Origin of the sequence: Pseudoalteromonas sp. S327 (genome assembly GCF_005886415.1) — a bacterium.
Taxonomy (GTDB): Bacteria; Pseudomonadota; Gammaproteobacteria; order Enterobacterales; family Alteromonadaceae; genus Pseudoalteromonas; species Pseudoalteromonas atlantica.
Window position 1 is genome coordinate 1 of sequence record NZ_PNDP01000052.1, and the last position, 25,254, is coordinate 25,254.

The 25,254-nt window shown below is 39.7% G+C and carries 25 protein-coding genes and 1 riboswitch; of the genes, 6 read left to right on the forward strand and 19 right to left on the reverse strand.

Annotated features, from left to right (window positions below; translation table 11 throughout):
• Positions 1 to 56: 56 nt before the first annotated feature.
• The 4 genes from CWB60_RS15770 to CWB60_RS15785 form a co-directional block, all read right to left on the reverse strand.
• On the reverse strand, positions 57 to 575 hold the full coding sequence (locus CWB60_RS15770; RefSeq protein ID WP_138578326.1) for an Lcl C-terminal domain-containing protein: 519 nt from the start codon (positions 573 to 575) through the stop codon (positions 57 to 59).
• Positions 576 to 584: 9 nt separating this feature from the next.
• Positions 585 to 2,240: an Lcl C-terminal domain-containing protein gene (locus CWB60_RS15775; protein ID WP_138578328.1), complete on the reverse strand. Its 1,656-nt coding sequence runs from the start codon at positions 2,238 to 2,240 to the stop codon at positions 585 to 587.
• 216 nt (positions 2,241 to 2,456) lie between these two features.
• Entirely contained in the window at positions 2,457 to 2,789 is a 333-nt protein-coding gene (locus tag CWB60_RS15780; protein ID WP_024034321.1) for a hypothetical protein, read from the reverse strand.
• A gap of 20 nt (positions 2,790 to 2,809) precedes the next feature.
• Positions 2,810 to 3,514, reverse strand: a complete 705-nt coding sequence (locus tag CWB60_RS15785; RefSeq protein WP_029773870.1) for a DUF2982 domain-containing protein — start codon at positions 3,512 to 3,514, stop codon at positions 2,810 to 2,812.
• A 246-nt stretch (positions 3,515 to 3,760) separates the two neighbouring features.
• On the opposite strand from CWB60_RS15785, the gene CWB60_RS15790 reads away from it, so the two are divergent.
• The 3 genes from CWB60_RS15790 (at position 3,761) to msrA (ending at position 8,550) form a co-directional block, all read left to right on the forward strand.
• Positions 3,761 to 4,813, forward strand: a complete 1,053-nt coding sequence (locus CWB60_RS15790; protein ID WP_054983189.1) for an efflux RND transporter periplasmic adaptor subunit — start codon at positions 3,761 to 3,763, stop codon at positions 4,811 to 4,813.
• A gap of 3 nt (positions 4,814 to 4,816) precedes the next feature.
• On the forward strand, positions 4,817 to 7,915 hold the full coding sequence (locus tag CWB60_RS15795) for an efflux RND transporter permease subunit (RefSeq protein ID WP_138578330.1): 3,099 nt from the start codon (positions 4,817 to 4,819) through the stop codon (positions 7,913 to 7,915).
• A 98-nt stretch (positions 7,916 to 8,013) separates the two neighbouring features.
• Positions 8,014 to 8,550 carry a peptide-methionine (S)-S-oxide reductase MsrA gene (msrA, locus tag CWB60_RS15800; RefSeq protein WP_138578332.1) on the forward strand — a complete coding sequence of 179 codons (537 nt, stop codon included), beginning with the start codon at positions 8,014 to 8,016 and terminating at the stop codon, positions 8,548 to 8,550.
• Positions 8,551 to 8,795: 245 nt separating this feature from the next.
• Here msrA and CWB60_RS15810 read toward each other — a convergent pair whose 3' ends face one another.
• The 3 genes from CWB60_RS15810 to CWB60_RS15825 all read right to left on the reverse strand — a co-directional run bounded on the left by CWB60_RS15810 (position 8,796) and on the right by CWB60_RS15825 (position 12,444).
• Positions 8,796 to 10,625 carry a TonB-dependent receptor domain-containing protein gene (locus CWB60_RS15810; protein WP_138578334.1) on the reverse strand — a complete coding sequence of 610 codons (1,830 nt, stop codon included), beginning with the start codon at positions 10,623 to 10,625 and terminating at the stop codon, positions 8,796 to 8,798.
• A 49-nt stretch (positions 10,626 to 10,674) separates the two neighbouring features.
• A riboswitch (cobalamin riboswitch) is annotated at positions 10,675 to 10,844 on the reverse strand.
• A 67-nt stretch (positions 10,845 to 10,911) separates the two neighbouring features.
• The gene (locus tag CWB60_RS15820; RefSeq protein ID WP_138578336.1) at positions 10,912 to 11,694 is read right to left on the reverse strand and encodes an ABC transporter substrate-binding protein; all 783 of its coding nucleotides are present in this window, start codon (positions 11,692 to 11,694) and stop codon (positions 10,912 to 10,914) included.
• 267 nt (positions 11,695 to 11,961) lie between these two features.
• Entirely contained in the window at positions 11,962 to 12,444 is a 483-nt protein-coding gene (locus CWB60_RS15825) for a YajQ family cyclic di-GMP-binding protein (RefSeq protein ID WP_004588518.1), read from the reverse strand.
• Between the two features lie 150 nt (positions 12,445 to 12,594).
• Between CWB60_RS15825 and CWB60_RS15830 the strand changes: the two genes are divergently transcribed.
• Both CWB60_RS15830 and CWB60_RS15835 read left to right on the forward strand, forming a co-directional pair.
• Positions 12,595 to 12,948, forward strand: coding sequence for a VanZ family protein (locus CWB60_RS15830; RefSeq protein WP_138578338.1), 354 nt, complete (start codon positions 12,595 to 12,597; stop codon positions 12,946 to 12,948).
• The gene (locus tag CWB60_RS15835) at positions 12,941 to 13,843 is read left to right on the forward strand and encodes a ketopantoate reductase family protein (RefSeq protein ID WP_138578340.1); all 903 of its coding nucleotides are present in this window, start codon (positions 12,941 to 12,943) and stop codon (positions 13,841 to 13,843) included. The genes CWB60_RS15830 and CWB60_RS15835 overlap by 8 nt, the downstream gene beginning before the upstream one ends.
• 26 nt (positions 13,844 to 13,869) lie before the next feature.
• On the opposite strand, the gene thiI is transcribed toward CWB60_RS15835, so the two are convergent.
• Both thiI and CWB60_RS15845 read right to left on the reverse strand, forming a co-directional pair.
• Complete coding sequence (gene thiI / locus CWB60_RS15840) at positions 13,870 to 15,327, reverse strand: tRNA uracil 4-sulfurtransferase ThiI (RefSeq protein ID WP_004588521.1); 1,458 nt, start codon at positions 15,325 to 15,327, stop codon at positions 13,870 to 13,872.
• A 97-nt stretch (positions 15,328 to 15,424) separates the two neighbouring features.
• Entirely contained in the window at positions 15,425 to 16,078 is a 654-nt protein-coding gene (locus CWB60_RS15845) for a TetR/AcrR family transcriptional regulator (RefSeq protein WP_004588522.1), read from the reverse strand.
• Between the two features lie 326 nt (positions 16,079 to 16,404).
• Between CWB60_RS15845 and coaD the strand changes: the two genes are divergently transcribed.
• A complete protein-coding gene (gene coaD, locus CWB60_RS15850) occupies positions 16,405 to 16,896 on the forward strand; it encodes a pantetheine-phosphate adenylyltransferase (protein ID WP_004588523.1) in 492 nt (163 codons plus the stop codon).
• 43 nt (positions 16,897 to 16,939) lie between these two features.
• Here coaD and CWB60_RS15855 read toward each other — a convergent pair whose 3' ends face one another.
• From CWB60_RS15855 to CWB60_RS15905, 10 genes are all read right to left on the reverse strand, one after another.
• Positions 16,940 to 17,482 carry a hypothetical protein gene (locus CWB60_RS15855; RefSeq protein ID WP_138578341.1) on the reverse strand — a complete coding sequence of 181 codons (543 nt, stop codon included), beginning with the start codon at positions 17,480 to 17,482 and terminating at the stop codon, positions 16,940 to 16,942.
• Complete coding sequence (locus CWB60_RS15860) at positions 17,482 to 17,994, reverse strand: hypothetical protein (RefSeq protein WP_138578343.1); 513 nt, start codon at positions 17,992 to 17,994, stop codon at positions 17,482 to 17,484. Before CWB60_RS15860 ends, CWB60_RS15855 begins: the two co-directional genes overlap by 1 nt.
• Positions 17,987 to 18,505: a hypothetical protein gene (locus CWB60_RS15865; RefSeq protein ID WP_249318417.1), complete on the reverse strand. Its 519-nt coding sequence runs from the start codon at positions 18,503 to 18,505 to the stop codon at positions 17,987 to 17,989. Before CWB60_RS15865 ends, CWB60_RS15860 begins: the two co-directional genes overlap by 8 nt.
• Entirely contained in the window at positions 18,498 to 19,013 is a 516-nt protein-coding gene (locus tag CWB60_RS15870; RefSeq protein ID WP_502704741.1) for a hypothetical protein, read from the reverse strand. The genes CWB60_RS15865 and CWB60_RS15870 overlap by 8 nt, the downstream gene beginning before the upstream one ends.
• Complete coding sequence (locus tag CWB60_RS15875) at positions 19,010 to 19,471, reverse strand: hypothetical protein (RefSeq protein ID WP_249318419.1); 462 nt, start codon at positions 19,469 to 19,471, stop codon at positions 19,010 to 19,012. Before CWB60_RS15875 ends, CWB60_RS15870 begins: the two co-directional genes overlap by 4 nt.
• Before the next feature lie 158 nt (positions 19,472 to 19,629).
• On the reverse strand, positions 19,630 to 20,061 hold the full coding sequence (locus tag CWB60_RS15880) for a hypothetical protein (RefSeq protein WP_138578345.1): 432 nt from the start codon (positions 20,059 to 20,061) through the stop codon (positions 19,630 to 19,632).
• A gap of 650 nt (positions 20,062 to 20,711) precedes the next feature.
• Positions 20,712 to 20,912 (reverse strand): hypothetical protein, encoded by a 201-nt coding sequence (locus CWB60_RS15890; protein ID WP_004588530.1) that lies wholly within the window; start codon positions 20,910 to 20,912, stop codon positions 20,712 to 20,714.
• 290 nt (positions 20,913 to 21,202) lie between these two features.
• Positions 21,203 to 23,068, reverse strand: coding sequence for an argininosuccinate lyase (argH, locus tag CWB60_RS15895; RefSeq protein WP_138578347.1), 1,866 nt, complete (start codon positions 23,066 to 23,068; stop codon positions 21,203 to 21,205).
• Positions 23,069 to 23,119: 51 nt separating this feature from the next.
• Positions 23,120 to 24,322, reverse strand: a complete 1,203-nt coding sequence (locus CWB60_RS15900) for an argininosuccinate synthase (RefSeq protein ID WP_004588532.1) — start codon at positions 24,320 to 24,322, stop codon at positions 23,120 to 23,122.
• The gene (locus CWB60_RS15905; protein ID WP_024034341.1) at positions 24,319 to 25,251 is read right to left on the reverse strand and encodes an ornithine carbamoyltransferase; all 933 of its coding nucleotides are present in this window, start codon (positions 25,249 to 25,251) and stop codon (positions 24,319 to 24,321) included. Before CWB60_RS15905 ends, CWB60_RS15900 begins: the two co-directional genes overlap by 4 nt.
• Between the last annotated feature and the right edge of the window lie 3 nt (positions 25,252 to 25,254).

A 25,254-nucleotide genomic window follows, 5' to 3' on the forward strand; every position in this document is an offset into this window, starting at 1 on the left:
GCTAAATTTAGCGGCGCTTTTGTATTAAAGTTAAGTGCTTGGCTATTTTATTTTACTTAGTTTTCGTAACGCACTAAACGTAAATACACGTCACTGGTTTTAGCATGTAAGCTATTAAGCCCGCTATCAAACTGGTAAACCCATGCCGAGCTCATCGTGCTTACCCCTGAGGTATTACTCCAGTAGTTTTGCAATTTAGTGCCTAAAAACACCTCTTCGTTAATACTTGGCTCGGTGCAGCTGTGCTCTAAAATACTGGCAAGCTCTTTAATATTAGGCACCTGCCAATCGTCGTAATCGGCAGTGGTGTCGTTTTCTGCACCTGTGAGTGCTTCTTGCCACTTAAGTGACGGGGTAGAGCCTGTACATGTTTCAGTGTCGCTATCGTAAACTTGTCCGTAGCTACAACGTTGCCACATTAGGCCTGTTTCTGTATCTAACACTGTGCCATCGTCATTAAGGGTGAAGCGAGTGGTTGGTGTTGTTGTATCCGCCCCGTCGTAGCAAGTTTGCGCTGCGGCTAGTTGAAAGCTTGCGCTAAATACAGCCATTGAAAATAGTAAGCATGTTTTCATGATTTTCTCCTATCGGCTTCTGACTAAACGTACATACGCGTATTTTTCTTTCGGGTAGGCTAAGTCATTCCCGTTGCTCATATCGATAATGTACGCTTGCGATAAGCTGGTACCATCTGCTGCAGTTTGCGATGTCCAGTACGGTAAATTCACATCATCTATAGCGCCTGCTTCTGGCATATTTGGAAAAAACGCTTCATCAATTAATACGTTTTCGCCCTGCTTGCCATAATCTATTAAGCTCAACAGCTCAGTGTAAGTTGGTAAGCGCCAATTGGTACCGCCGCAAAAATCTATGTCGTTCACTTCATTTATATAGGTTTGCACACCACAGCTTGTATCATCTGGGCAGGTGGTATTAGCGGTACTGGTATCGGTAAAGGTTGTCGTGCCTAAATCCCAAAAGTAATGATTTTGGCCATCGCGTAATGTGGTATTAGGTAATGTACCTGACTCTACACTTTTCACTTCCCACACAAGCCCCGTTACGTTGTCGCGTATACAAGTAAAGTCGTCACTATCATCCGCTACTTCATCAGCAAACTGATTTAGCTTAGTGTAGTCAAACGCAAGGTTACCTTGGCCTGCTTTATCGAGTTGGTTGGCAAAGCTGTCTCGGCCAAGCTCTGCATCTTGACCCGGAAAGTCACTACTTTGGCAATTGATACGCTGGGTATTGTTATAACACTCGCCTAGGCCACTGTCGTTAATTAACCCTAATGCTTTTGGTGATACGTCAATAAATACGGTATCGGTGTCAGTGCGCCCTTTAGAATCAGTAACAGTGACTTCAAAGCTCGATGTGGTATCTAAATCAACGTCGGAGGCAAAAAATGTCGTGGTACATTGGCTAGTATTTGCCAGCGTTTCGGCATTGCCTGTTAATTGTTGCCAGCTACACGAAAACGTATCTGTTAGGGTGTCACTTTCACTTGCATCTAAGGTCACTTCCTCAAATTCTTCAACGTTTTGGTCATCTCCGGCATTGGCCACAACCAGCTCGTCTGTTTTATTTAATGTCATACTGTATTCAGTACTTGCCTCGCCACCCTCGTCGTCGGTAACGCTTAATTGCCATATTAAATTAGTATTTGATTCAAGCAGCGGGTGGCTAAAACTTACCGTAGAGTTGTCAAAGTCGGTTACATCTAAATCAGGGCCTGAAATTAATTGCCACTGATAGCTATTAATTTGGCCATTTTCGTCAGGGTCGCTCGACTCTTCAGCGCTTAACGTTACGGTGTCGTTATAGGTTGAAGGCAGTGTTTCAGGGGCTGTTTGACTAACAACAGCAAGCGGTAATTGATTACTTGAGGTAATAAATATGCTCACGTTGTCACTAACTAAGCTGCCGTTATCTGTTTGATAGCTTACAGATAGAACAAGTTCACTGTCGGCTTTAACATCGGGCGCAGTAATTGTTTGCTCTGCACCTTCAAGCGGGAAGCCGTCCACAGATGGGCCGCTAACGCGCTGCCAAATAAAGGTACCGTCATCTGGTGAGCCTTGTGCGGTGATTGTAAACTCTGTTTTTTCTACAACTTGAAGATCGGTTCCGGCATTAACCGAGGTTTCAACAGCAGAGTCATCACTACCGCCGCCTCCACCGCCACAGGCAGCCAATAAAAAACAAGATATAAGGGGAGTAAAAGCAAACGCTTTCATAAAACGCACCTATAATGTCAAATAATTACTATAGTGTAATCACTAGCAATAAAGATGCCATTTAGAGTTATACCAATTCGCTTAATTAAGTGATCTATTTTGAGGCTGGAAAACGTGTTGCCAGCTAGGCAAAAAATTCGCTATTCAGTTGTTCTAAATGAAAATTTTTTAACACGTTTAGCCTCTCAAATGATTAAGCATTATTGTGGATTGGTATTACATATACGTATCTTGATGAATACGCACAAACAGCTTAGTGCCTATTTTTGAGTAATCTACTTTGTATTCACGCCCATCAAGCGCCTGAATAAACAACAGCTGTTTTTCTTCACCAAAAATATCAGCGCTACTTACATTAACAATTTCAAGGTAACGCTCTTTGGCATCGCGCCGGTTTTTAGGTAGATCCTCTTTAAATGGCTCCAAACCATTTTGAGTTACCTTTATACGTGGGTGCTGCTCTGCATTTACAATGACTAGATCAAGCTTTTTATCTTTATGGATGATGGTATTGCGACCACTCTTTATAAAAGATCTTTCTTGGCTCATTATTTTTCCTACTATCGCATTTAGTGTCCAACTTGCGATGCTATAAACCGTTCAGGTGCGCGTTTCCATTTATTTAAATCGGCACTGAACGACCAAATGTCTGTCTCTAATACACTTGCGGGTAACAGTAAATTATATCCCGTTAACAACTCAAGGTGCTTGGCTCTGTTAGCAAACATAGCTATAAGTCCAGTATAGCTAAATCCTTTAGGTGAGGTGTATTGTGTCTCTTCTATTAACCATTCTGATGGGCAATTGCCATTTTTGCAATGTTTTTGAACAGCTTGCATAAATAAATTACGCTGCTCTATCAGTAGTTTTCCGGCAATGCGTGGGTGTATAGCGCTTAAAAATTCGTCCATATCATTAAGTTTTAAACCTACTGCGTTTAATTCAAGGTATTCAAGGCCATCAGCCACCTTAGGAATACCGCTGTGGTGTAAGTTACTAACATGTAACTGCCACTGGCCATACTTATGCTGATACACAAGTAAGGACTCACTAAGCACTAAACTGTAATAAGGTTCCTGTGTTTTTAAAAAACCAATAAAAATAGCAGCTATGCACATGCTTACTAAAAAAATTTCTATTAAGCTAATTTCACCCGGGCGCAGTAAATTAAACAGCATAATAAATACCAAACCTACGCTGCCTACAGTAAGTACTTCAATGCCATTGCGCGCCCCTTGCGCCCTGTATTTTATTATTGAACTTGGCTTACCCATATTGGTAAAAAGCCATATAAAATAAAAACATAACAATACCCCAAAGTATTATTTTTCTCATTGTTAAACAGGTTTTACACTGCGGTGGTTGCTTCATCGTTTTATCATAATTTTAGTGTTAAATGGGAACAAGTAATTAGTCTCATAAATTTTTACGCCTAACGCACAAATTTATGAGACACATAACCGCCTTTTCACGGTCTTATTTCGTACAATACTTACAATTTATTTTCAGGTATGAAAACGATGTATTCAAAACAGTCAGGTAAAGCTCTTTTTCCATTTTTAATTACGCTTCTTGTTATTTTAAGTGTGTACTTATATTTGCCATCTAGCCATGGTGAACAATCTAATTCAAGTGATACACCCACACAGGTAATGGCTCATACGGTATCGTCTCAAGAAAACACCGTTATGATTGAAGCCATAGGCAGTGCACGCGCAAACCAAGCAATTTATATAAAAAGCGCACAAAGCGATTATGTTACACACATATATTTTGAAGATGGCGACTTAGTAAGTAAAGGCCAACGCCTTGTGCAGCTGCAAAATCAGCAAGAACAATACGCTGTAAAAGAGCTAGGCATTAACTTAAAAGAAGAAAAACGTCAGTTAAGCCGCCTTACTGAGCTTTCTCGTACGCAATCTACCGCGAAATCATTATTAGAAGAGCAGCTTTCTCGCGTAGATGCCACGCAAGCCCAACTAGAAAGCGCTAAAACCAAACTTGATGAAATGCTAATTACCGCGCCGTTTTCTGGCTTATTAGGCAAACGAGAAGTGTCAGTTGGTGCTTATGTAAGTAGCGATACAATTATTACAACGCTTGATGATATTAGTATTATAAAAGTTGACTTTAAAGTCCCTGAAAAATATTTATCTCAACTTAACCTAGGCATGAAAGTACATACTCAAAACGATGCCTACCCAGGGCGCACTTTTACCGGCAAAGTGACCCATATTAGTTCTCGTATCGACTCGATTACTCGCAGTGTAGAAGTAACCGCAAGCTTTGCTAATAAATCCGGATTATTACGCCCTGGGATGCTTTTAAACACCGCTTTGGAGCTTAGTAGTAATCAGGCGCTTATGGTGCCAGAAAAAGCCGTGATCCCACTGCAAGATAAACATTTTGTATACCAAGTAAAAGAGGGTATTGCCAATAAGGTAGAAGTACATGTTGCTGGCAGAAATAACGGCTGGGTAGCGATTGATGAAGGCCTTAGCGATGGCGAGCAAGTGATTACCGAAGGCATTATTAAAATTCGCCCTGGTAGCAAAGTAAGTGTTGAGGGTTAATCGGTGAAAATTACAGATACGAGTGTTAAACGCCCTGTTTTTGCCATAGTAATTAACTTACTACTGCTAACATTTGGCTTGGTGGCTTTTTCGATGCTACCACTTAGAGAATACCCAGATATTGAAACTCCTATTGTTAGTATTAGTACTGACTACACTGGTGCTTCGGCAGAAATAGTCGAGACAAAAATAACGCAAATATTAGAAAACCGGATATCGGGTATTGAAGGCATTAAAAGTATTAATTCTTCAAGCAGAAATGGGCGCTCTAATATCGTTATTGAGTTTGATATAAGCCGTGATATTGACGCAGCCTCAAACGATGTACGAGAGCGAGTAGCTCGCGCACTAGATAACCTACCAGAGCAAGTACGCCCACCAGAGGTGTCTAAGTCAAACAGCGACGAGAGTCCTATTGCTTGGTTTGTACTTAACAGTGAAACCATGAACTCGCTGCAATTGAGCGATTATGCACAGCGCTTTATTGTCGACCGATTAGCCGTTGTAGATGGCGTTTCAAATGTACGTATTGGTGGTGAGCGCCAATACGCCATGAAAATTTGGCTAAACCGCCAGGCCATGGCTGCTCGTGGGATCACTTCAAGTGATATCGAAAACACCCTACGCAGCGAAAACGTAGAGCTACCAGCAGGTGAAATTGAATCTATCGACCGCGATTTTACCGTACGTACAGCGCGTAGCTATAAAGACCAACGTGATTTTCAAAACTTAGTTATTAAACGCGGTGAAGACGGCTACCTTGTGCGTTTAGGTGAAGTTGCCGATGTACATTTAGAAGCCGCCGACGATGAAAGCCTGTTCCGTGGTAACGGCCGTAACATGATTGGCCTTGGCATAGTAAAGCAAGCTAAAGCAAACACCTTAACAGTGGTAGACAACGCCCGCAGTGAACTTGAAAAAATAAAACGTAATTTGCCAGAGGGCACCACTATTCAAGACAGCTACGACTCGTCTATTTTTATTAAAGAATCAATCAACGAAGTATATAGCACGCTTGCCATTTCTATGGGTTTAGTAGTGTTAATAATATTTATCTTTTTAGGTAATATTCGCGCTACGCTTATCCCCGCCGTTACTGTGCCTGTAGCACTTGTTGGCAGCTTTATGTTTTTACTTGCCATGGGTTATTCAATCAACTTATTAACCTTACTTGCGCTGGTATTAGCAATTGGTTTGGTCGTAGATGACGCCATTGTAATGCTTGAAAACATTCACCGTCGTATTGAGCTTGGCGAGCCTCCCTTATTAGCAGCCTTTAGAGGTGCCCGCGAAGTAGGCTTTGCAATTATTGCGACAACGCTTGTGCTTATTTCGGTGTTTGTACCTTTAGTATTTATGGATGGCCGAATTGGCGCCTTGTTTACAGAGTTTGCAATGGCTGTAAGTGCCGCGGTGTTTTTCTCTAGTATTACCGCCCTTACCCTCTCGCCGGCGCTGTGCTCTAAAGTTTTAAAAGCGTCAGAAAAAGAAAGTAAATTTAGCCAATGGATGGACCGCGTTTTTAGCAAAGTTGAAAACAGTTACCGCCAATCGCTTACCTCAAATATGACCAAAAAATGGGGCCTAATGATAAGCCTAGTGCTTGCTGGTTTTGTTAGCTACTCGTTGTTTTTACAAGTGCCCTCTGAGCTTACGCCAAAAGAAGACCGCGGTACCTTTTTTATTATGATGAGCGGCCCTGAAGGCGCAAGTTATGAAAATAACGCTGCCAACATGGCCAAAATAGAAGAGCGCCTGCTTCCTTACTCAGAAGCTGGCGAATTAAGCCGTGTTTTAGTGCGCGTACCGGGCTGGGGCGGCAGTGGCGGTGTTGCTATCGTTGGTATGGCCGATTGGGATAAGCGCAAACGCTCTACCTGGGAAGTTATGGACGAAATAAGCGCCAAAATGACCGAAGTAACAGATGTACGTGCCTTTGCTATTATGCGCCGTGGTATTGGCGGTGGTGGCTCTTCTCGCCCCATTGAGTTTGTGCTACAAGGTAACGATTACGAGCAACTTGCTGATTGGCGCGACCGCATTATAGAGCGCGCAGAAAAAAATCCAGGCTTGGTAAGAATCGATCACGACTATAAAGAAACCTTTCCACAATTTTTAGTCAGCATAGATAAAAACAAAGCCGCTGATTTAGGTGTGTCGGTATCAGATGTAGGCACCACGCTTGAAACCATGTTAGGGCAGCGCCGTGTTACCACCTTTATTGACCGAGGTGAAGAATACGATGTAATTTTAAAAGGCACTAAACAAGACTTTACAAACCCTACTGACATTTCAAATATTTACCTTAAATCACGCAGTGGTGAACTGGTCCCACTAGATAGCCTTATAAGCTTAAAAGAAGAGGCCACAGCATCGCGCTTAAACCGTTATAACCGAATGCGCGCCATTACACTAAGCGCTAATCTTGCGGACGGTTATACACTTGAACAAGCACTTAACTTTTTAAACAAAGTAGCCGCAGAAGAAAACGACATTGACGGCGCTGTAGATTATAAAGGTGAATCACAATTATATTACGAAGGCGCATCGGCCATGACCTATGTATTTGTGCTTGCCCTAACTGTAACCTTTTTAGTTTTAGCTGCCCAATTTGAAAGCTTTATGCACCCGTTTGTCATTATGCTAACAGTACCACTTGGCCTAATGGGCGCCATGTTTGGCCTATGGGCAACCGGCTTAACGCTTAATATTTATAGCCAAATTGGTATTGTAATGCTGATAGGTTTAAGCGCTAAAAATGGTATTTTAATAGTCGAATTTACCAACCAACTGCGCGATAAAGGCGTAGAATTTAGCGAGGCTATTTTGCAAGCGGCCACACAGCGCCTGCGCCCAATAATAATGACCTCTCTGACTACGGTAATGAGCGCAGTGCCTTTAGTATTGGCATCAGGCCCAGGCGCAGAGAGCCGCATGGTAATTGGTGTGGTGGTATTTACAGGGGTTATTGTATCAACGTTGCTAACGCTTTATGTTGTGCCTGCGGCGTATTATGCCCTAGCCCGCAACACACAGTCGCCAGAATTTTTACAGCAAAAATTAAATAAGCAAGCCGACTCTCACCCGCTAAGAGACAGCTAAGAAATTTAACTGAGCTTACACTGCGCCGTAACTTGCTGTTACGGCGTATTCAATTTATGCTCGCCTTAATACTGTAACATACATAATTAGGACAACTTATGAGCACATCAACACAACTAGCAACATTTGGTGGAGGCTGTTTTTGGTGTATAGACGCTGCATTCAGACGAGTAAAAGGTGTACTAAACGTAAGTTCAGGTTACACCGGCGGCCATACCGACAACCCCACGTATAAATCAGTCTGCTCTGGTACAACAGGCCATGCTGAGGTTATGCAACTGGAATTTGACAGCGCTGTAGTAAGCTTTGAAACACTGCTTAGCATGTTTTTTACGTTACACGATGCCACGCAATTAAATCGCCAAGGTAACGATATTGGCACACAGTATAGAAGTGTTGTTTATTACCACAACGATGCGCAATTAATTAAAACCAATGAGACGATAGCCCAGCTACAAAACCATATTAGCGAGCCAATAGTGACAGAGGTTAGCCCTGCGACCACATATTACCCAGCGGAGCATTATCATCAAGATTACTACAACGAAAACCCACAGCAGGGTTACTGTAGTATTTTAAAAGCACCTAAATTACACAAGTTTGAAACTGTATTTAAAGAGTTTTTAACTGACTAGCTAATTTTCGTTGTTAAAATAATTCTAATACCAATCCGCATAATTAAGTGATCTATTTTGAGGATGGATAAACGTGTTGATAGCAAGGCAAAAAATTCGCTATTTAGTTGTTCTAAATGAGAATTTTTTAACGCAGATAGCGACACATTTAGCCCCTGAAAATGATTAAGTATTAATGCGAATTGGTATAAATACACATTAAAAAGCCCGATATAAATCGGGCTTTTGTATATTAAAAAACGCTATTAAAACTGATAGCTTGCACCTACAAAAAAGCGGCGCTCTGGGGTGTTGTAGTAATATACGTCACCGCTTGTAAAGTCAGCTCTTGAGTCAACCACATTGTAATCTCTGTCAAATAGGTTCTCTACACGAAGCGACAGCTCAATATTATCGTTTACATGATAGTTACCCGCTAGGTTCCAAAGTGTATACGAACCTAGGCGCGTGACTGCACCCTCGCGATCACTGCGGTATTGCATATCAATGCGAGCATCAAAATCACCAAATTGCTTTGTGAGCTCCCAATTAACAGTGCGCTTGGCAACATTGCGTAGCTCATCGCCGGTTTCTTTGTTTTCGGCACTTAAATATGCAAAATTAAAGTGGCTATCAAAGCCTAAAATTTGTTGTGTAAGGCTAAACTCAACCCCTTCATAGCGAGCTTCGTTTATATTAGCTAACGCAAAGTTTTCATCGTAATCAATTTTATCTTCGATGTCGTTTCTAAAAATTGCAAAATCGACTTGTGCACTGTCAAAATTAACATTTACACCAACCTCGCGGTTTATTGATTTTTCAGGTTGGAGATCTGGATTACCAAAATTTGGGTAGTATAAATCGTTAAATGTTGGCGCTTTAAAACCTGTGCTTTGACTAATTCTAAATGTTGAATTTTCAGATAAATGATAACCAGCCGCCGCAGTATAGGTTGTTTCATCACCAAACTGTTCATCGTCGTCTTGGCGAAGAGTTAAATTGGCAAGCACAGTGTCGGTGTCGTAATAAGCCCCAACAAACACTGCTAATACATCGCGGCTATTCTCATCAAATGCTTGCGAGCTTTGCGATACATCATCGTTATACCAATTAACGCCGCCGCTAATATTAAGCGCATTTGTTAAGCGGTATTGGCCGCTGTAATCTACTTGCGAGCGCTTAGTAATAAATGTACTGGTTAATGGCCCGCCGGTAAAAGAGTCCACATATGTGCTGTCAGAATCATCGGTTGCAAAAGCAACATCTATAGCATGAGATTGGTTAGTGTAGTTTTTGCTCCACTGCGCCGACAGTTGATAGTTTTTAAAATCCCCTCTTTCGACCGTGCTCGTTGCAGGGCTAAAGCTGCTATCGTAATCCGCGTAACCTTCGCTGTACTGGCCTAGTAGCTTAAAGTTACCGTAGTGTGCATCTGCATAGTTTAATTTAAAGCCTACGTTTTTATTTTCATAGCTGTCGTCATCGGGCGCTATACCTTGTAATGCATCAAAACCATCGGTTTTTTCAAAGCCTGCATTAAATGCGCTAACCACTTCATTTGATTTTACTGAACCTGCAAGCTGATAGTTTTGATAAGCGTTAGAGCCAAATGTGGCATCAAGTGATACATTGCTCGCTTCACGCGTTATTATATTAATAACCCCAGCTAATGCATCTGAGCCATACACAGCTGCACGCGAGCCTTTTATGATCTCGATTCGCTCAATACTATTTAGCGGCACGTTATTTAATGCTTTTTGTCCTAGCGTGGCTGAGCCCGTGCGTACACCATCAATTAAAATTAGCGTATCGCCAGAACCTGTACCACGTAAAGATACGCCCGACGTTTGGCCAAAGCCACCATTAGGATTAATCTGAAAACCCACTTGAGTGCTTAATAAGGTTGGTAAATCGCGTACATTGCTTGCATCTATTTCGGCGCGTTCAATTACATTAACGCTCGCTAATACATTATTTATTGATTGTTCAAATTTATTAGCGGTAACAGTGATTTTTTCAATTGGGCTTTGTGCAGCAGATACAGAAAAAGACAGCGCAGCCGAGATAGCAACGCCAAGAGTTGTTTTATTTAGCATGATGTTCCCTATCTTTGCCCACCGCAAAGATTTAAGTAAGTAAGATTACTTCAAGGCCGGTCTCCGGACTCAGTAAACACATAAATGCGTTAATACTTTACCGTTGCGGGGGCAGTGTTGGGATTGCTTTTATCATAAAGGCGCACCAACTTCCCGATTATCTCGCTGTTAGTTTTAATACTTTAAACCCTGTATTTAGCAACCAGCAAGCACCTTGAAAATAGGCGGTTATTGTGAGCAGTTTGTTTACAAATGTCAACGGACGTCTATATAGCTAAAGGTTAAATTATTTATTTTCAGTAAAGCTGGATGTTACGCCGTATAAACTTAAAAGCGCTGTGATTTTAGGTTTTATTTCGGGCGAATTTAAAAGCTTATCCATTTGTTTTACCGTAATTTTACTGCGCACAGGATTAACTAAAAAATGAGTATCGTATATAGCATCTGGGGTATTACTCTTATAAAGCAGGTTCATATTAAAAATGTTGTTCTTTTTAAAGTATTGATAAGCTATGTTATTTAACACCCCTACATCGGCACGCTTTAATAGCAGCATTTTAACAACGTTAAACTCATCGATTGTTAAACTAACTTGGTGTTCATCACTTAAATACTGTGCATCGGTTTTAAAATCAGCAAAACGATAGGAATACCCCAATACTCCCGCTTTTGTTAAAGCATGTAAGTCATCGAAATAGCTTTGCTTTTGGGCGTTTTGTGCCAGCGTATACAACTCATTTTTAGCAATAACATAAAAGCTAGTTTCCTTTAAGGCACTTCTTGCTACTTCAGGCACCCATTGCATAGCCATTAAAAACAACATGTCGAATTCCCCCCATTCGACCCACTTTTTGAGCCTTTTTACAGGCAAAGAGTTAAGAGTAAATTTATATTCGCTTTGAGAGTCATTGAGTATTTTTACAAACTCAGGCGCTAACCCTTGCTCTTTTTCGGCATTAATAATAATTGGAAAGTAACCGTCCTCTACCAACACATCTACATTTATTGGCTTGGCAAAACTAAACTTACTGCACGCAATAATAATTATAAAAATAAGAAACTTAAGCATTTAAAGCCTTTAACAGTCGCTATTAAGTAATATTGATATTAAGAATAGCCTAATATACGCAACTGCGTGATAAGCAGGTTTAATAATGCATTTAAATAACGTTAAAAGAGTATGGAATAACAGTGGACTAATTTTACGTAGGTAAAAGGGGTTTAGGCTTGCGAGTAAGTAAAGGCTGTAATTAGGGCGGGGTAAAATGTGTGGCTAATATATTTAATAACCACACATTTAAATTTTCACTTTAAAATACTAAAGGCACTTAGCTAATTAATCGCGAAAGTTTTTAAACTGGAAAGGCTGACCTAAATCTGCAGTGCGAACGACTTGCATAGCGGCTTGTAAATCGTCACGCTTTTTACCCGTTACACGTACTTCTTCACCTTGAATAGCAGCTTGTACTTTTACTTTTGAGTCTTTAATGGCTTTAACTACTTTTTTAGCCATGTCTTTCTCAATGCCTTGTTTAAGTGCAACATTACGAAACACATTTTTACCAGCACGAGTGATGTCTTGCAGCTCCAAGCTTGCTACGTCCATACCACGCTTAGAAATTTTACCTGCTAAAATATCAAACAACTGCATAACTTGTGAGTCAGCTTCTGCTTTTAGTTTAATTGTTTTGTCGTTTAGCTCAATTGATGCGTCAACACCTCTAAAATCAAAGCGCGTTTCTAGCTCACGGTTGGCGTTATCTACTGCATTTTTAGCTTCGTTCATTTCTACTTCTGATACGATATCAAATGAAGGCATTGGGTTCTCCTAACTATTAAATCTAAATTTATGCGCCGATTATAACGCTAAAATTATAAATCTTTACATTTTTCTGCCAGTTGTTCAGGTGCGATACTAATTTAGTTTGATATACTGCAGCCTCTTTTTTAAGCGGTTTTAGGATTTATCGTGACAAGGCGTGTTTACCAAGCAGTTTTTTTGATTAGTATTGTGGTGTTTACCCTCTTATTTGCCAAAGAAATAAAAGGCGGCGTTACGAACTTATTTCCACATGTTGATAAAGTTGCCCACTTTGGGATTTTTTTTATACTTGCCATCATTATGGATAAAGCCTTTAAGTTACCGCTGTACACGCAAGTACTCTTGCTTGCGGGCTACGGTGCAGCAATAGAAATAATGCAAGATGCGCTTCCCTACAGGCAGGCCTCGTTAGGTGATTTTGTTGCTGATTTTGCCGGTGCGGCCACGTACTTTTTACTAAGAAGCATTTTTACTCCTCGAAAAAAGAACCCTTATGGCTAATATTCTTATTATTGGCGACGGCGCTATTGGTTTATTGCTAAGCCACTTTTTATCTAAAGCTCACACTGTTCATGTGTTAACACGCAAAGCCACTGCAAATACACGCTTTTATTGCAAAGCAAAACAGCCTTCGCAAAAAATTAATGCGCGGTTTATTACGCTTAAGCAAATTAATGAACAGCCCGCGTTTGATATTGTTATTTTTGCTGTAAAGGCTTTTCAGGTTCAATCTGCCTTTACGCAAATTAAGCCCTTTTTATCGCCAAGTAGTGTACTTATTGTATCGCACAACGGTATGGGTAATGTTGAAACGCTCAATGAGCAACTCGATAAGCAACAAGCGTTGTACTTTTTAACCACCAGCATGGCTGGCTTTAAAACAAACGACTTTATAGTACAGCACACCGGTGAAGGTAAAAGCGTATTAGGTGCCTGCAACCCTTGCGCGCACAGTTATCGCCAAGCAATGTGTGAGCAATTGCAAAACGTGCCGCAGCTAAGCTATAGTACTAATATTGAGCAGCTACGTTTTGAAAAACTATTAGTAAATATTGCCATTAACCCATTAAGCGCACTGTATGATATTAAAAATGGTCAGTTACGTGCCCCTTATTTTAATAGCATTATCTTTAATTTGTTAACTGAGGCATGCCAAATAGCCCATGCTTTAAAGCTTGATATTAAGCTGGCCGATGCGCTTAACAACGCTTACAACGTAATGATGCTAACCGCTGAAAACTACTCTTCAATGCATCAAGACGTAGCGCATAACCGACAAACCGAAATAGACGCCATTTGTGGCTATATTAGCCAACAAGGAAAGCGATTAAATATCAGCACCCCGCTAAACGATGCCCTACTTGCTAAAATTAAGGCAAAAAAAAGCGTGGTATAAACCACGCTCTAAATTACGGTTAACCTTTACGGGCGGTAAACTTTTACACCCGTAAAGCCTGCTTCATGAAGAATAAGCGCCTGTAACTGGCTCATAACCCCTCTTTCACAATACAGGTAGTAATCCTTATCTTTTGGCAGATCACCAAATTTAGTCGCTAAGCGGAAAAACGGTAAATGCACTACATCTATACCGTCAATCTCAAGCGGCGCTGCATCCTCTTCCTCTGGTGAGCGAATATCAACAACCACTGCACCCGCTGGTAAATCAACTACCGACTCAGCTTCTTTAAGTTCTTGCTTAGCTTCTACGTCTATATCACGCACATCCATAATGCGAGCGTTTTCAACAACTGTATTAAGCACATCAAAGTCGAACTTTTCTTCTTCGGCTTTAATAACGTCAAGTTTAGCTTTAACTGTTGGCTTTTTAGATATTACGCCGCAATACTCAGGCATGGTTTCGGCCATTTCTGCGGTGCCAATTTTACGGGCAATATTAATAATTTCTTGTTTGTCGTGCTGAATAAGTGGGCGCAAAATCAGGGTTTCTGTTACGCGGTCAATCACACTTAAATTAGCTAAGGTTTGGCTAGAAACCTGACCTATACTCTCACCAGTTACCAAGGCTTGAATATTTAATTTTTCGGCTACTTGGCTGCCAGCACGCATCATCATACGTTTTAGCACAACACCCATTTGGCTGTTTTCAACGTTCTCTAAAATTTCGGCTACAACAGGTTCAAAATCAACCGTGATAAATTTAACTTTATGAGTAGAGCTAAATTTTTTCCATAAGTAGTAGCTGGCTTGTTTAACACCAATTTCGTGTGCTGCGCCACCTAAATTAAAGAATAAAAAGTGCGTGCGAGCGCCTTTACGGATCATCTGATAACTTGCTACACCTGAGTCAAAGCCGCCTGACATTAACGAAAGCACGTCTTCTTGTGTTGGCAGTGGAAAGCCTGCCATACCTAGGTGAGTTTGCGTAACTATGTAGGCTTTATCGTCCTTTACTTCTAAGCGAATAGTTACTTCTGGGCGGCTTAACTTAACGCGAGCGCCTTCAACGTGCTGGTTTAAACCACCACCCACGTAACGCTCTAAATCCGTAGAAGTAAAGTCGTGTTGACCAATACGCTTTGCGCGTACACAAAACGTTTTACCAACGATGGTATGCCCTACTAGGTCTATGGTTTTTTTATAGATATCGTCAAGCGTTGTGAAGTCAGTTTCGGTCACTTCAATAAATTGCACAATACCAGGAATGCGCTGCAAGCTATCGATAAAGTCTAGGCGTGTTTGCGCATCATCAAGCTTAGTTACAACAGAAATATTATCCCAGTTGTTTCTTACTTGTACTTTTTCGTCAACACGGCGCAATACAATTTTAATGTTATTTTCTAACACTTTAGTAAAGCGTTTACGTACCGAACGGCTTTTAATGGCAATTTCAGGATGTAGTTTGACGATAAATTTAAGCATAGTTCACTCTTAGACTGCGGGAATTCGCGCTCCCAGGCATTGGGCGCGCGATTATAGCAAAAATTTTTGCGTCTAGGAACTAACCAACTAACAGCAGTTAGGCAAGCGCTGGCGCTTGCTCTGCTAGTTGGGTGTATTTTTCACGTAACTGATTCATTTTAAGAATGCTTTTTTCGGTGCTGTAAGCCCTAAATAATGCTAATACTTTTAAAATGCCATGATAAATATCTTGCTCAGCTAAATTACCACTGAGCCTACGCGCTTTAATATACGGAGTCCAAAAACTAACGGTTAGTTTAAGAGTATGGGCAAGTTCAAGCGCATCTTGCTCTTCTATGGCAATCATTTCGTTATCGCGAAGGCCTAAAATAACTTGGCGAACCTGCTCTAATAAAGTTGACTGAAAACCAATGTAGGCTTGCTTTAAACTTTCATCCCTTGAGAGGATGTCGCCTAAGTTGTCGTAAAAAAAATGATAGCGCCACATTAGCTCAAATAATGAATCTAAATAAGCAGTTAAATGATCAAACGCATCATCGTTTGCTTCAATAGGTTTAAAATGAGTATGTAAATGCTCGCTGTAAAGCGCAAAAATATGTCGGATAATGTCTTCTTTATTTTTAAAATGATAGTAAAGATTACCCGGGCTCATCCCTAAATGTGATGCAATATGATTGGTTGATATTGCACGCTCACCATGTTCATTAAATAACGAAATACTGGTGTGTATTATTTTATCCTTAGTATTCATATGCGACGACTCAAATTAACTTATAAACTACATTACACTAAATATCAGCCTTGCAGTATAAACAAATCGGGCTGGTTTAAATACCATCATAATTTACTATTTTAAAAACGAGGGTCTGATTATGCTGCACGTAGGCATTTTCATTAATGTAGTGCTGTTAGCTAACGCAAAGCCTAAGCAGCGTAATTACACTTTAAAAAATGGTAACGCATTTAAAGCACTTTTACTGATTAAATATCAAACATAAAAGCTCAACCTGATCTCCTAGGCTGATTTGTAGAACAAACACTGATAGACTACTTAAAAAATAATAGTTAGTGAAATCTATGAACGTTACGGCAATCTATCCTGGTACATTCGACCCGTTAACCAACGGCCACACCGACCTAATTCAGCGCGCAGCTAAAATGTTTAGCACGGTTATTGTTGCTATTGCTCATAACCCTTCTAAAAAGCCGTGCTTTAGTCTTGATGAGCGAGTTGATTTAGCCAACACTATTTTAGGGCATTTAAGTAATGTAAAAGTGATTGGCTTTTCAGGCTTACTAGCCGATTTAGCTTTTGATCATAAAGCCGATGTGCTTATTCGCGGTATTAGAGCGGTATCTGATTTTGATTACGAATTTCAGCTCGCAAATATGAACCGCCGCCTAAATCCAGATTTAGAAAGCGTGTTTTTAACACCTTCTGAGCGCAACTCGTTTATATCATCAACCTTGGTAAAAGAAGTTGCCCGCCATAATGGCGATGTGAGCGAATTTGTAAGCCCACTTGTAGTGGATGCTTTAAAACAAAAGTTAGGCTGCGACGCAAGCTAAAAAAAACACAATTAGCGCACTTTAGGTGCGCTAATATACCTAACTACTTTTTAGCCATAACTTGTAATTCATTGCGGTTAAATAAAGCGCGTTTAAGCTTTACCAAGCCTAAAATATCTTTGTTTATAATTAATACTATTGCCATTATTAAGTCACTCGAAAACTGGCCAACCCCATAGACCCCCCATAACCACCAATAGTCATAACTAACCAACACCACATAATCGTAATGCATAGCCATGTGTAATGTTGCATTAAACGTTAAACCACAAAGAAGATAATAATAGGCTGTGGCGTTAGCATGTTTATAATTATAGGAGAGGCAAGCAAGCGTGAAAATGGTAAGTAAATCTGCAATTACTAAATCTAAATATATTGAGCCTGTAAGGATAAATGATGCTTTGAACATAAATAGGCTGAGCGTATAAGAGAGCATCATCACCAAAGAAATGTACATAATATGCTTATTGCGGCAGTTTATTGTACAAGCAAAATTATAAAGAAATGGAACTACAAAAGCCCATGTAATAAAAATACTTAGGTAGTCATTTACTGTGCTCAATGTCATAAATACATGTTGAAGCATTAATGAGCACCCATTTTCTTAACGAGAAAATTTTTGACTTTTATTAACCCTAAAATATCTTTATTTATAAATAAAACCAATGCCATTACTAAGTCACTTGTAAGCTGCCCAATACCATAAAGCCCCCAAAACCACCAATACTCTATATTCCCAACAACGATACTATCGTAATGCATACCGTAAAATACAAAAGCATTAAAACTTAGCCCCACGAGTAAATAATAAAAAGCGATCGGTTTCGCTTTCGATAGAAAAATCATCCATATCATCAAAGCGATTATGGTAACTGCATCAAATAAGAACAGGTTTAAGTGAGGTGTGGCTGTTTGCGGGTCCATAACCATACTTGATGTATATGAAGCCATCATAATAAATGATATTTGGGCTAAACTTTTATCTGACTTATTTATGCTTGTAGATAAGCAATATAAAAATGCAAAAACAAACAACCATGTAATTAAAATGGTTATGTAATCATAAAGGTCAGCCATCGCCCATAACAGGTTATGCATATCGGAAACGCTTCAACTTTGTAGTTAAATAATTACTTAGCTTTACTAAACCTAAGACATCTTTATTAACAACTAAAACCAACGGCATTAACAAATCAGTAAAATACATGCCAAACACATAAACATTCCAAAGCCACCAATAATACAATGTGCCACGTACTTCGATATCGTAATGCATCGCTAAAAACAAACACGCATTAATACTTAAGCCTGCAATGACATAATATAAAGATACAGGCATAGCTTCATTACTAATGCGTTTATAGGAAAAAATGACTCCTAAAGTAACAATGTCAAAATAAAAATAATATAAGTGCGATACAGTAACTGTATCGAAGAGAGTGCTAGAGCTATAAGAGATCATCATAATCAAAGATAAGTACACATTCGCTTTTTGAGAAGTATTTATACTTACAGATAAATTATATAAAAATGCAAAAACGAACAGCCAAGTAATGAAAATACCCACATAGTCTCTAATTGACACTAAATCCCAAAGAATATCAGCCACTTTGCTTCAATCTCATAACACCGTTCACTAACTTATCAGTAGCATACACTAACATTAAGAAATCCTTTTTAACGAAAAAAATACTAACCATGATGATATCCATAATATTAATAACAACCGTATAAAAAGACCAAAACCACCACGGTTCGTAATTACCACGTACAAACACATCTATGTGCATAGCTAAAAATAATAACGAATTGATGCTCAAGCCAAATAATAAGTAAGTAGACATGAGCTTTTCAGGTAAGTAATACCGCAGAAAAAAAATAAAAAACAAAGTGGCTACGTCATAGCAAAATAACTCTATGTAGCTAATGTTGTAAATATCTATCACTGTACTTAAGCAGTAAGAAACTACCATAACTAAAGATAGCCATACTGCCTCTTTAGATGGATTGTTAATGCTAGTTGTTAGTGAATATAAAAAGGCCATTAAAAACCCCCACTGCACCAACACACCGATATAAACTGACACTTCAGGAGGGATTAGAACATTATTCACTATTGCGGTTTCTTAGCAAAGAACGAGTAAATAAGGTTTTTTAAATAAATAAGCTTTAAAAAATCTCTATTGATAAACAACACTAAAATCATGCTTAAATCTAATACCAATACTACCGTTACATAAAAATCATAAAACCACCAGTGGGTGTAATTCTGTAAAATATGACGGTCTAAGTACATACCCAGAGCTAAACACATATTGATACTCAGCCCAAACATAAGGTAGTTAAAGGCAATTGTTTTTTCTTTAATATATAAGTTTTGCACAAGTGCCAATACAACTAGGGTTATAGCATCTAATAAAGCAATATCAAAATAAGTAACTGTTTGAAAATTAAAGAACATTCCTGGGAAATATGAAACAGCCATTATAAGCGAAAGGATAACTAATGCTTTAAAGCGTGAGTTAATAGATGAAACTAAAGAGTATAGAAATGCCATGAGAAATCCCCATTGCATAATAATACTTAAAGTATGTGCAAAGCTTATATCTGAGATAAAAGAAATAAACCCCATCTTAAAAGCAAGCTCGGAGAATAAAGATCTCGAAATTTATTAAAACAACCATTTACTAAACAACCTGACTTAACACTAAACTTTTTAACAATTATTATTAATTACAAAGTTCTATTAAAAAACCAACTTTTAAACCTAACAAGACCTAAAAAGTCTCTATTGATAATTAGTACGGCAATCATACACAAATCAGAAAACATAACAGCCGATGAATAGAAACGCCAAAACCACCAGTAGGTATAATTATATAGAATATTGGTATCTAGATACATGCATAGGGCTAAAAAGGTGTTAACACTAAGGCCGATGATTAAGTAGACATAAGCTGTCGTTTTCTCTTTAATAAAATAACGCTGAGTTACATACACAGCAACTAAAATAGCGATATCTAAAAGGGCAAAATCTAAATAAGTAACCGTTTGAAAGTTTGTGAATATCCAAGGCAAGTAACCTATCGCCATAATACTCGAAAGTACAACAAAGCCTTTAAAGGGATTATTAATAGAGGATACGAATGAGTATAAAAAGGCCATGAGAAACCCCCACTGCACAATAGCGCTTAATATATAAGCGAAATCGAAGTTAGAGATTAAAGCAAAGATACTCAAAGGTAGGATATACAGTATTAAAGCAACTTACTCTTTAATACTTTGTGCTTACTTATAAGAAAGTTGCTGATTAGAGCCTTCAATTTATGAAGTCCGAGAAAGTCTCTATCTACTATTAATGCAACAATCATAGTTAAATCAATAATATTGACTGTAAAAGTATAAATATTCCAGAAAACCCATGATTCCCTATTCCCTAATATATATATATCCAAGTGCATTAATAAACTGAAAACTGAATTAATTATCAAACCAGATATGAGATATAAAAAAGATGTAGTCGTCTTTTTTATGAAGAAGTAAACTAACCCCAAAGTTGCTACTGTAGCATAATCATATAAAGCCCAATCTACGTAAACTGAGCTTTGAAAAGAAAACCAAGTGAAATAATAATACGAGATGGAATAAGAAGCCATCATTACAAATGAACTGATAAATAGAGTAGTATCTCTTTTTAATTGTAATGAAAAAATAAATACATTAAAAAGAAACGCCATCAAAAACCCCCAAGTTGAGAAGGCTGAAAGCGAAAACATACCAAAAAAGTCAGTCAAAAACATTGAACACCATTTGTATTACTTAGGTTTTACAGGTGGGAGGTAAACAACTCCACCACGCTGGAGTTCCGCACTCGCAGCACTCATCGCCTCTTGAGAGAAACTTACTGTATCAGATTGTAGGGTTTTAGGGCTAGCAGTTTGTTCCGTTGCAGGCTGTAATTGTTGTGTTTTATTGTATGCTTGCATTTGTAATTGGCTATTAGCTGAAACTTGCATGTGATTGATCCTTGTATAAGTTTTAATATTATTTGGCGCAACCTTTAATCACACCATCATGTAGGTAATTGCATTACCTGTTTTAAGCAGTGATAGCTATTTTGCTATCTGACTTATACAAAGCAACCAATGTGCCAACATTTTTTGACATATTAAAAATACATGCTACCTACAACTATTTATTAAAACTAAATCTAAAACCCTAGCTAACACCGAGCTCATCTGACCAGTTTATTATACACATAAAAAAACGCACAGGGGTAACCGTACGTTTTTTATATCCAGGGAATTTAAGCCACGTATTTACACGGGATCTCCGCACGTGTACTTGGCTTTAAAATATATTCCATTGCTACTTCGTCACAATTTTCTTTACGAAGGCAAAGTTCGCAATCTTTCATTACCTTCTCTGGTAACGATTCTTTACTACAAAAAGTAAAACGTTGCTGTTCAAAAAAATCTGGCACACGAGTTAGTACAATAACGCGATTAAGCGCCAATTTTTTGGCTTTTGCTAATAAGTGCTCTACAAGCTGCCTACCCTGTCCAGTTACCGCGCTTTGTGGATCAATGCCTAAAGAGCGTATTTCAGCAAGCCCCGTGTCGTAAATGTATAACGATGCACATCCCGACACTTTGCCGTCTATTTCTGTTACTGCAAATTCGTTAATTGAATGCACCATGTCGCTTTTAGCACGCGGCAAGTTTTCACCTACAGTGGCCCAGTGCTGTATCAGCCTAGCAATATCTTCAACATCATCTAAATTTGCATCACGAACCGTTATTTGCTGTTTTTTTTTGGCTTCTTTAACCGCTTTAGTAACTTGTTCAATAGATGTACCGCCAAGCGCTTGACGTGCTTTAATACAGGCATCTATTTCAAGTACTGGGTAAACGTCATCTTCAAATACGTCATTAACCGATTTGTACTGCTCAAGCGAAAGCTCTTCAAGGGTTTTACCTTCGCTTATAGCAAGCTGCACAAGTACACCCACAATGTGGTGGCCTTCTCTAAATGGCACACCTTTAGCTACTAAGTAGTCTGCAAGCTCTGTTGCATTAGCATGGCCACCTTTTGCTGCTGCAAGCGTTTTATCGCCGTTTACTTTTGCGCCTTTGATACACGCTTGCGCCATGTGAATACAGGCAAGCCAAGTTGGCATAGCGTCAAAAAGACCTTCTTTGTCTTCTTGCATATCTTTATTGTACGCAAGAGGGAGTGCTTTTAAGGTCATCATCATGGCACTAAACGCACCAAATACACGGCCCGTTTTACCACGAATAAGCTCTAGTGCATCAGGGTTCTTTTTCTGCGGCATTAACGATGAGCCAGAGGTAACATTATCAGCAAGCTCTATAAATCCGGCTTCACCAGAATTATAAAATATTAAATCTTCAGCCATACGTGATAAGTGAATCATCGAAATAGAGGCACAGCTTAAAAGCTCTACTACAAAATCACGGTCAGATACGCCATCAAGGCTGTTTTTAGTTGCGCCAGTAAAGCCCAGGCCTTGCGCCAAAGCTTGGCGATCAATTGGGTAGGCAGTACCTGCTAGTGCGCCACTACCTAGAGGGCAAAAATTAAAACGCGCTTTGGCATCTTGCAAGCGGCTTTCATCACGCTCTAGCATTTCTACATAAGCCATACACCAATGGCTAAACAGTACAGGTTGAGCACGTTGTAAATGAGTGTAGCCTGGCAATATAGTGCCCAGCTCGCGCTCCGCTAACGCCACAAACTCAGCTTTTAGTGCAGCAATTGCACCAAGCAAATGATCGGCAGTATCACGGCACCATAATCTAAAGTCAGTGGCTACTTGGTCATTACGGCTTCGGCCTGTGTGTAGCTTTTTAGCTAAATCACCTACTTTTTCGATTAGTGCAGCTTCTACGTGCGAGTGTATGTCTTCTGCACCTGAGGTTGCCACTGCTTGTGGATCTGCTTTTACTTCTTCAAGCAGTTCATTTAGTGCTGCAACCAATTTGGTGTGCTCATCGCTTGTAAGTACATTTACTTGCTCAAGCGCACCTGCCCATGCCACAGAGCCAATAATATCTTGCTCTGCTAACTGATAATCGAACGGAAGTGAGTCGTTAAACTGTTTAAACGCCTCATCTGGACCCGTAGAAAAACGTCCGCCCCATAATGCCATGAAATCTCTCCAAACCCTGTAATGCCCCTTATACAAGGGGCTATAAATAATTTACTTTTTAGCCATTGCTGAAATTCTGCTCGAAAGCGAGAATAAACGAATAAAGCCTTCAGCGTGCGATTGGTCATATACGTCGTCTTCACCAAATGTAGCAAAGTCTTCGCTGTATAAGCTATTAGGTGATTTTTTCTGAACGGCTGTCACTTGGCCTTTGTAAAGCTTAAGTACAACTTCACCTGTAGCTAGTGTAGAAAGCGCTTCTGCACCGGCTAAAATAGAATCTTTAAGAGGTGTAAACCAACGACCGTCATAGACTAAATGCGAAAATTCACCGCCCAGTACTTCTTTCCACTTACGGCTTGATTTATCAAGCACTAGCTCGTCAATGGCTTGCAGTGCCGCCATAATAACGGTACCGCCTGGTGTTTCGTAACAGCCGCGCGATTTCATGCCTACTAAACGGTTTTCTACAATATCTACACGGCCAACACCATGTGGCGCAGCAATGTCGTTTAATTTAACTAAACAGTCGTAAGGTTTAAGCTGCTCGCCATTTACGGCAACCACTTCACCCTCAATAACCGTAAGCGTTACATGCTCAGCTTTATCGGGTGCTTGTTCTGGTGAATTAGTCCAGGTCCAAACTTGGTCACTAGGCTCACACCATGGATCTTCAAGCTCGCCACCTTCGTGCGAAATATGCCATGCATTAGCATCACGGCTGTAAATTTTTGTTGCTGAAGCAGAACACGGAATATCACGCTCAGCCAAGTAATCTAATAATGATTCACGGCTTGATAAATCCCACTCACGCCATGGTGCAATTACTTTTAAATCAGGTGCAAGCGCTGCAAAACATGATTCAAAACGTACTTGGTCATTACCTTTACCAGTACAACCATGCGAAAGTGCATCGGCACCTACTTTACGTGCAATTTCAACTTGCGCTTTAGCAATAATAGGACGCGCCATAGACGTACCTAATAAATAAGTACCTTCGTAAATAGAACCCGTTTTAAGCGTTGGGTAAATGTACTCACTTACCATTTCATCTTTTAAGTCAACTACGTAACACTCAGATGCGCCTGATGCGATGGCTTTTTCTTCAACGCCTTCAAGTTCTTCAGCGCCTTGGCCTACATCGGCAACAAAGGCAATTACTTCACAACCGTAGTTTTCTTTTAACCATGGCACGATAGCTGAAGTATCAAGACCACCTGAATAGGCTAAAACGACTTTTTTAATTGAACTCATAGGTGTTCCTTAACAAAATTTGGATTTAGTAATGTAACTAGCAGAGCATTTTGCGCATGCATGCGATTTTCTGCTTGTTGAATAATTTTTGATGCTGGGCCATCCATTACCTCAGAGGTAATTTCAAACTCACGGTGTGCCGGTTGGCAATGTAATACCGTAGTCGCACCTGTTTGTTCTAGCAATGCTTGGTTTAGCTGATAAGGCATGTATTTTTCTTTAACTTGCTCAAGAGGCGTATCATCGCCCATAGACACCCACGTATCTGCATATACAACATTAGCGCCTACAGCGGCTTCTACACGGTCGCTTACCATTACTGATGCGCCGTTCATTGCAGCAATTTGCTCTGCCTTTTTAAGAATTTGTGAATCAGGCGAGCTGCCTTTTGGTGTAACAGCAACAAAATCAGTACCTAGCGTTGCCGCTAATAGCATAAGTGAATGAGTAACGTTGTTACCTTCACCTAAGTAAGCCACTTTTAGCTCGCTTACATCGCCGTGTACTTCTTGTAGCGTTAAAAAGTCAGCCAATGCCTGGCACGGGTGATATAAATCACACAAGCTATTCACTACAGGTACACTAGAGTATTCACCTAAGGTGGTTAACGTGCTGTGCTGGTTTACGCGCGCGACAATACCATCAGCCCACGTAGAAATATTAAGTGCAAAGTCTTTTACAGATTCACGTGCACCCATAGCGCCGTTTTGCTGATCTAAATACACAGCGTGGCCGCCTAAACGGTTAATTCCAATATCAAACGATAAACGCGTACGTAAACTTTGCTTTTCAAATAAGGTAACAATTGACTTACCCGCTAATACTTGGCTGTACTTTTCTGGCTTTGCTTTTAAATCACGCGCTAGTTTTAGTAAATTTAGTGCGCCTTGTTGGTCTAATTCTAGACCCGTTAAAAAATTCTCTAACATGAT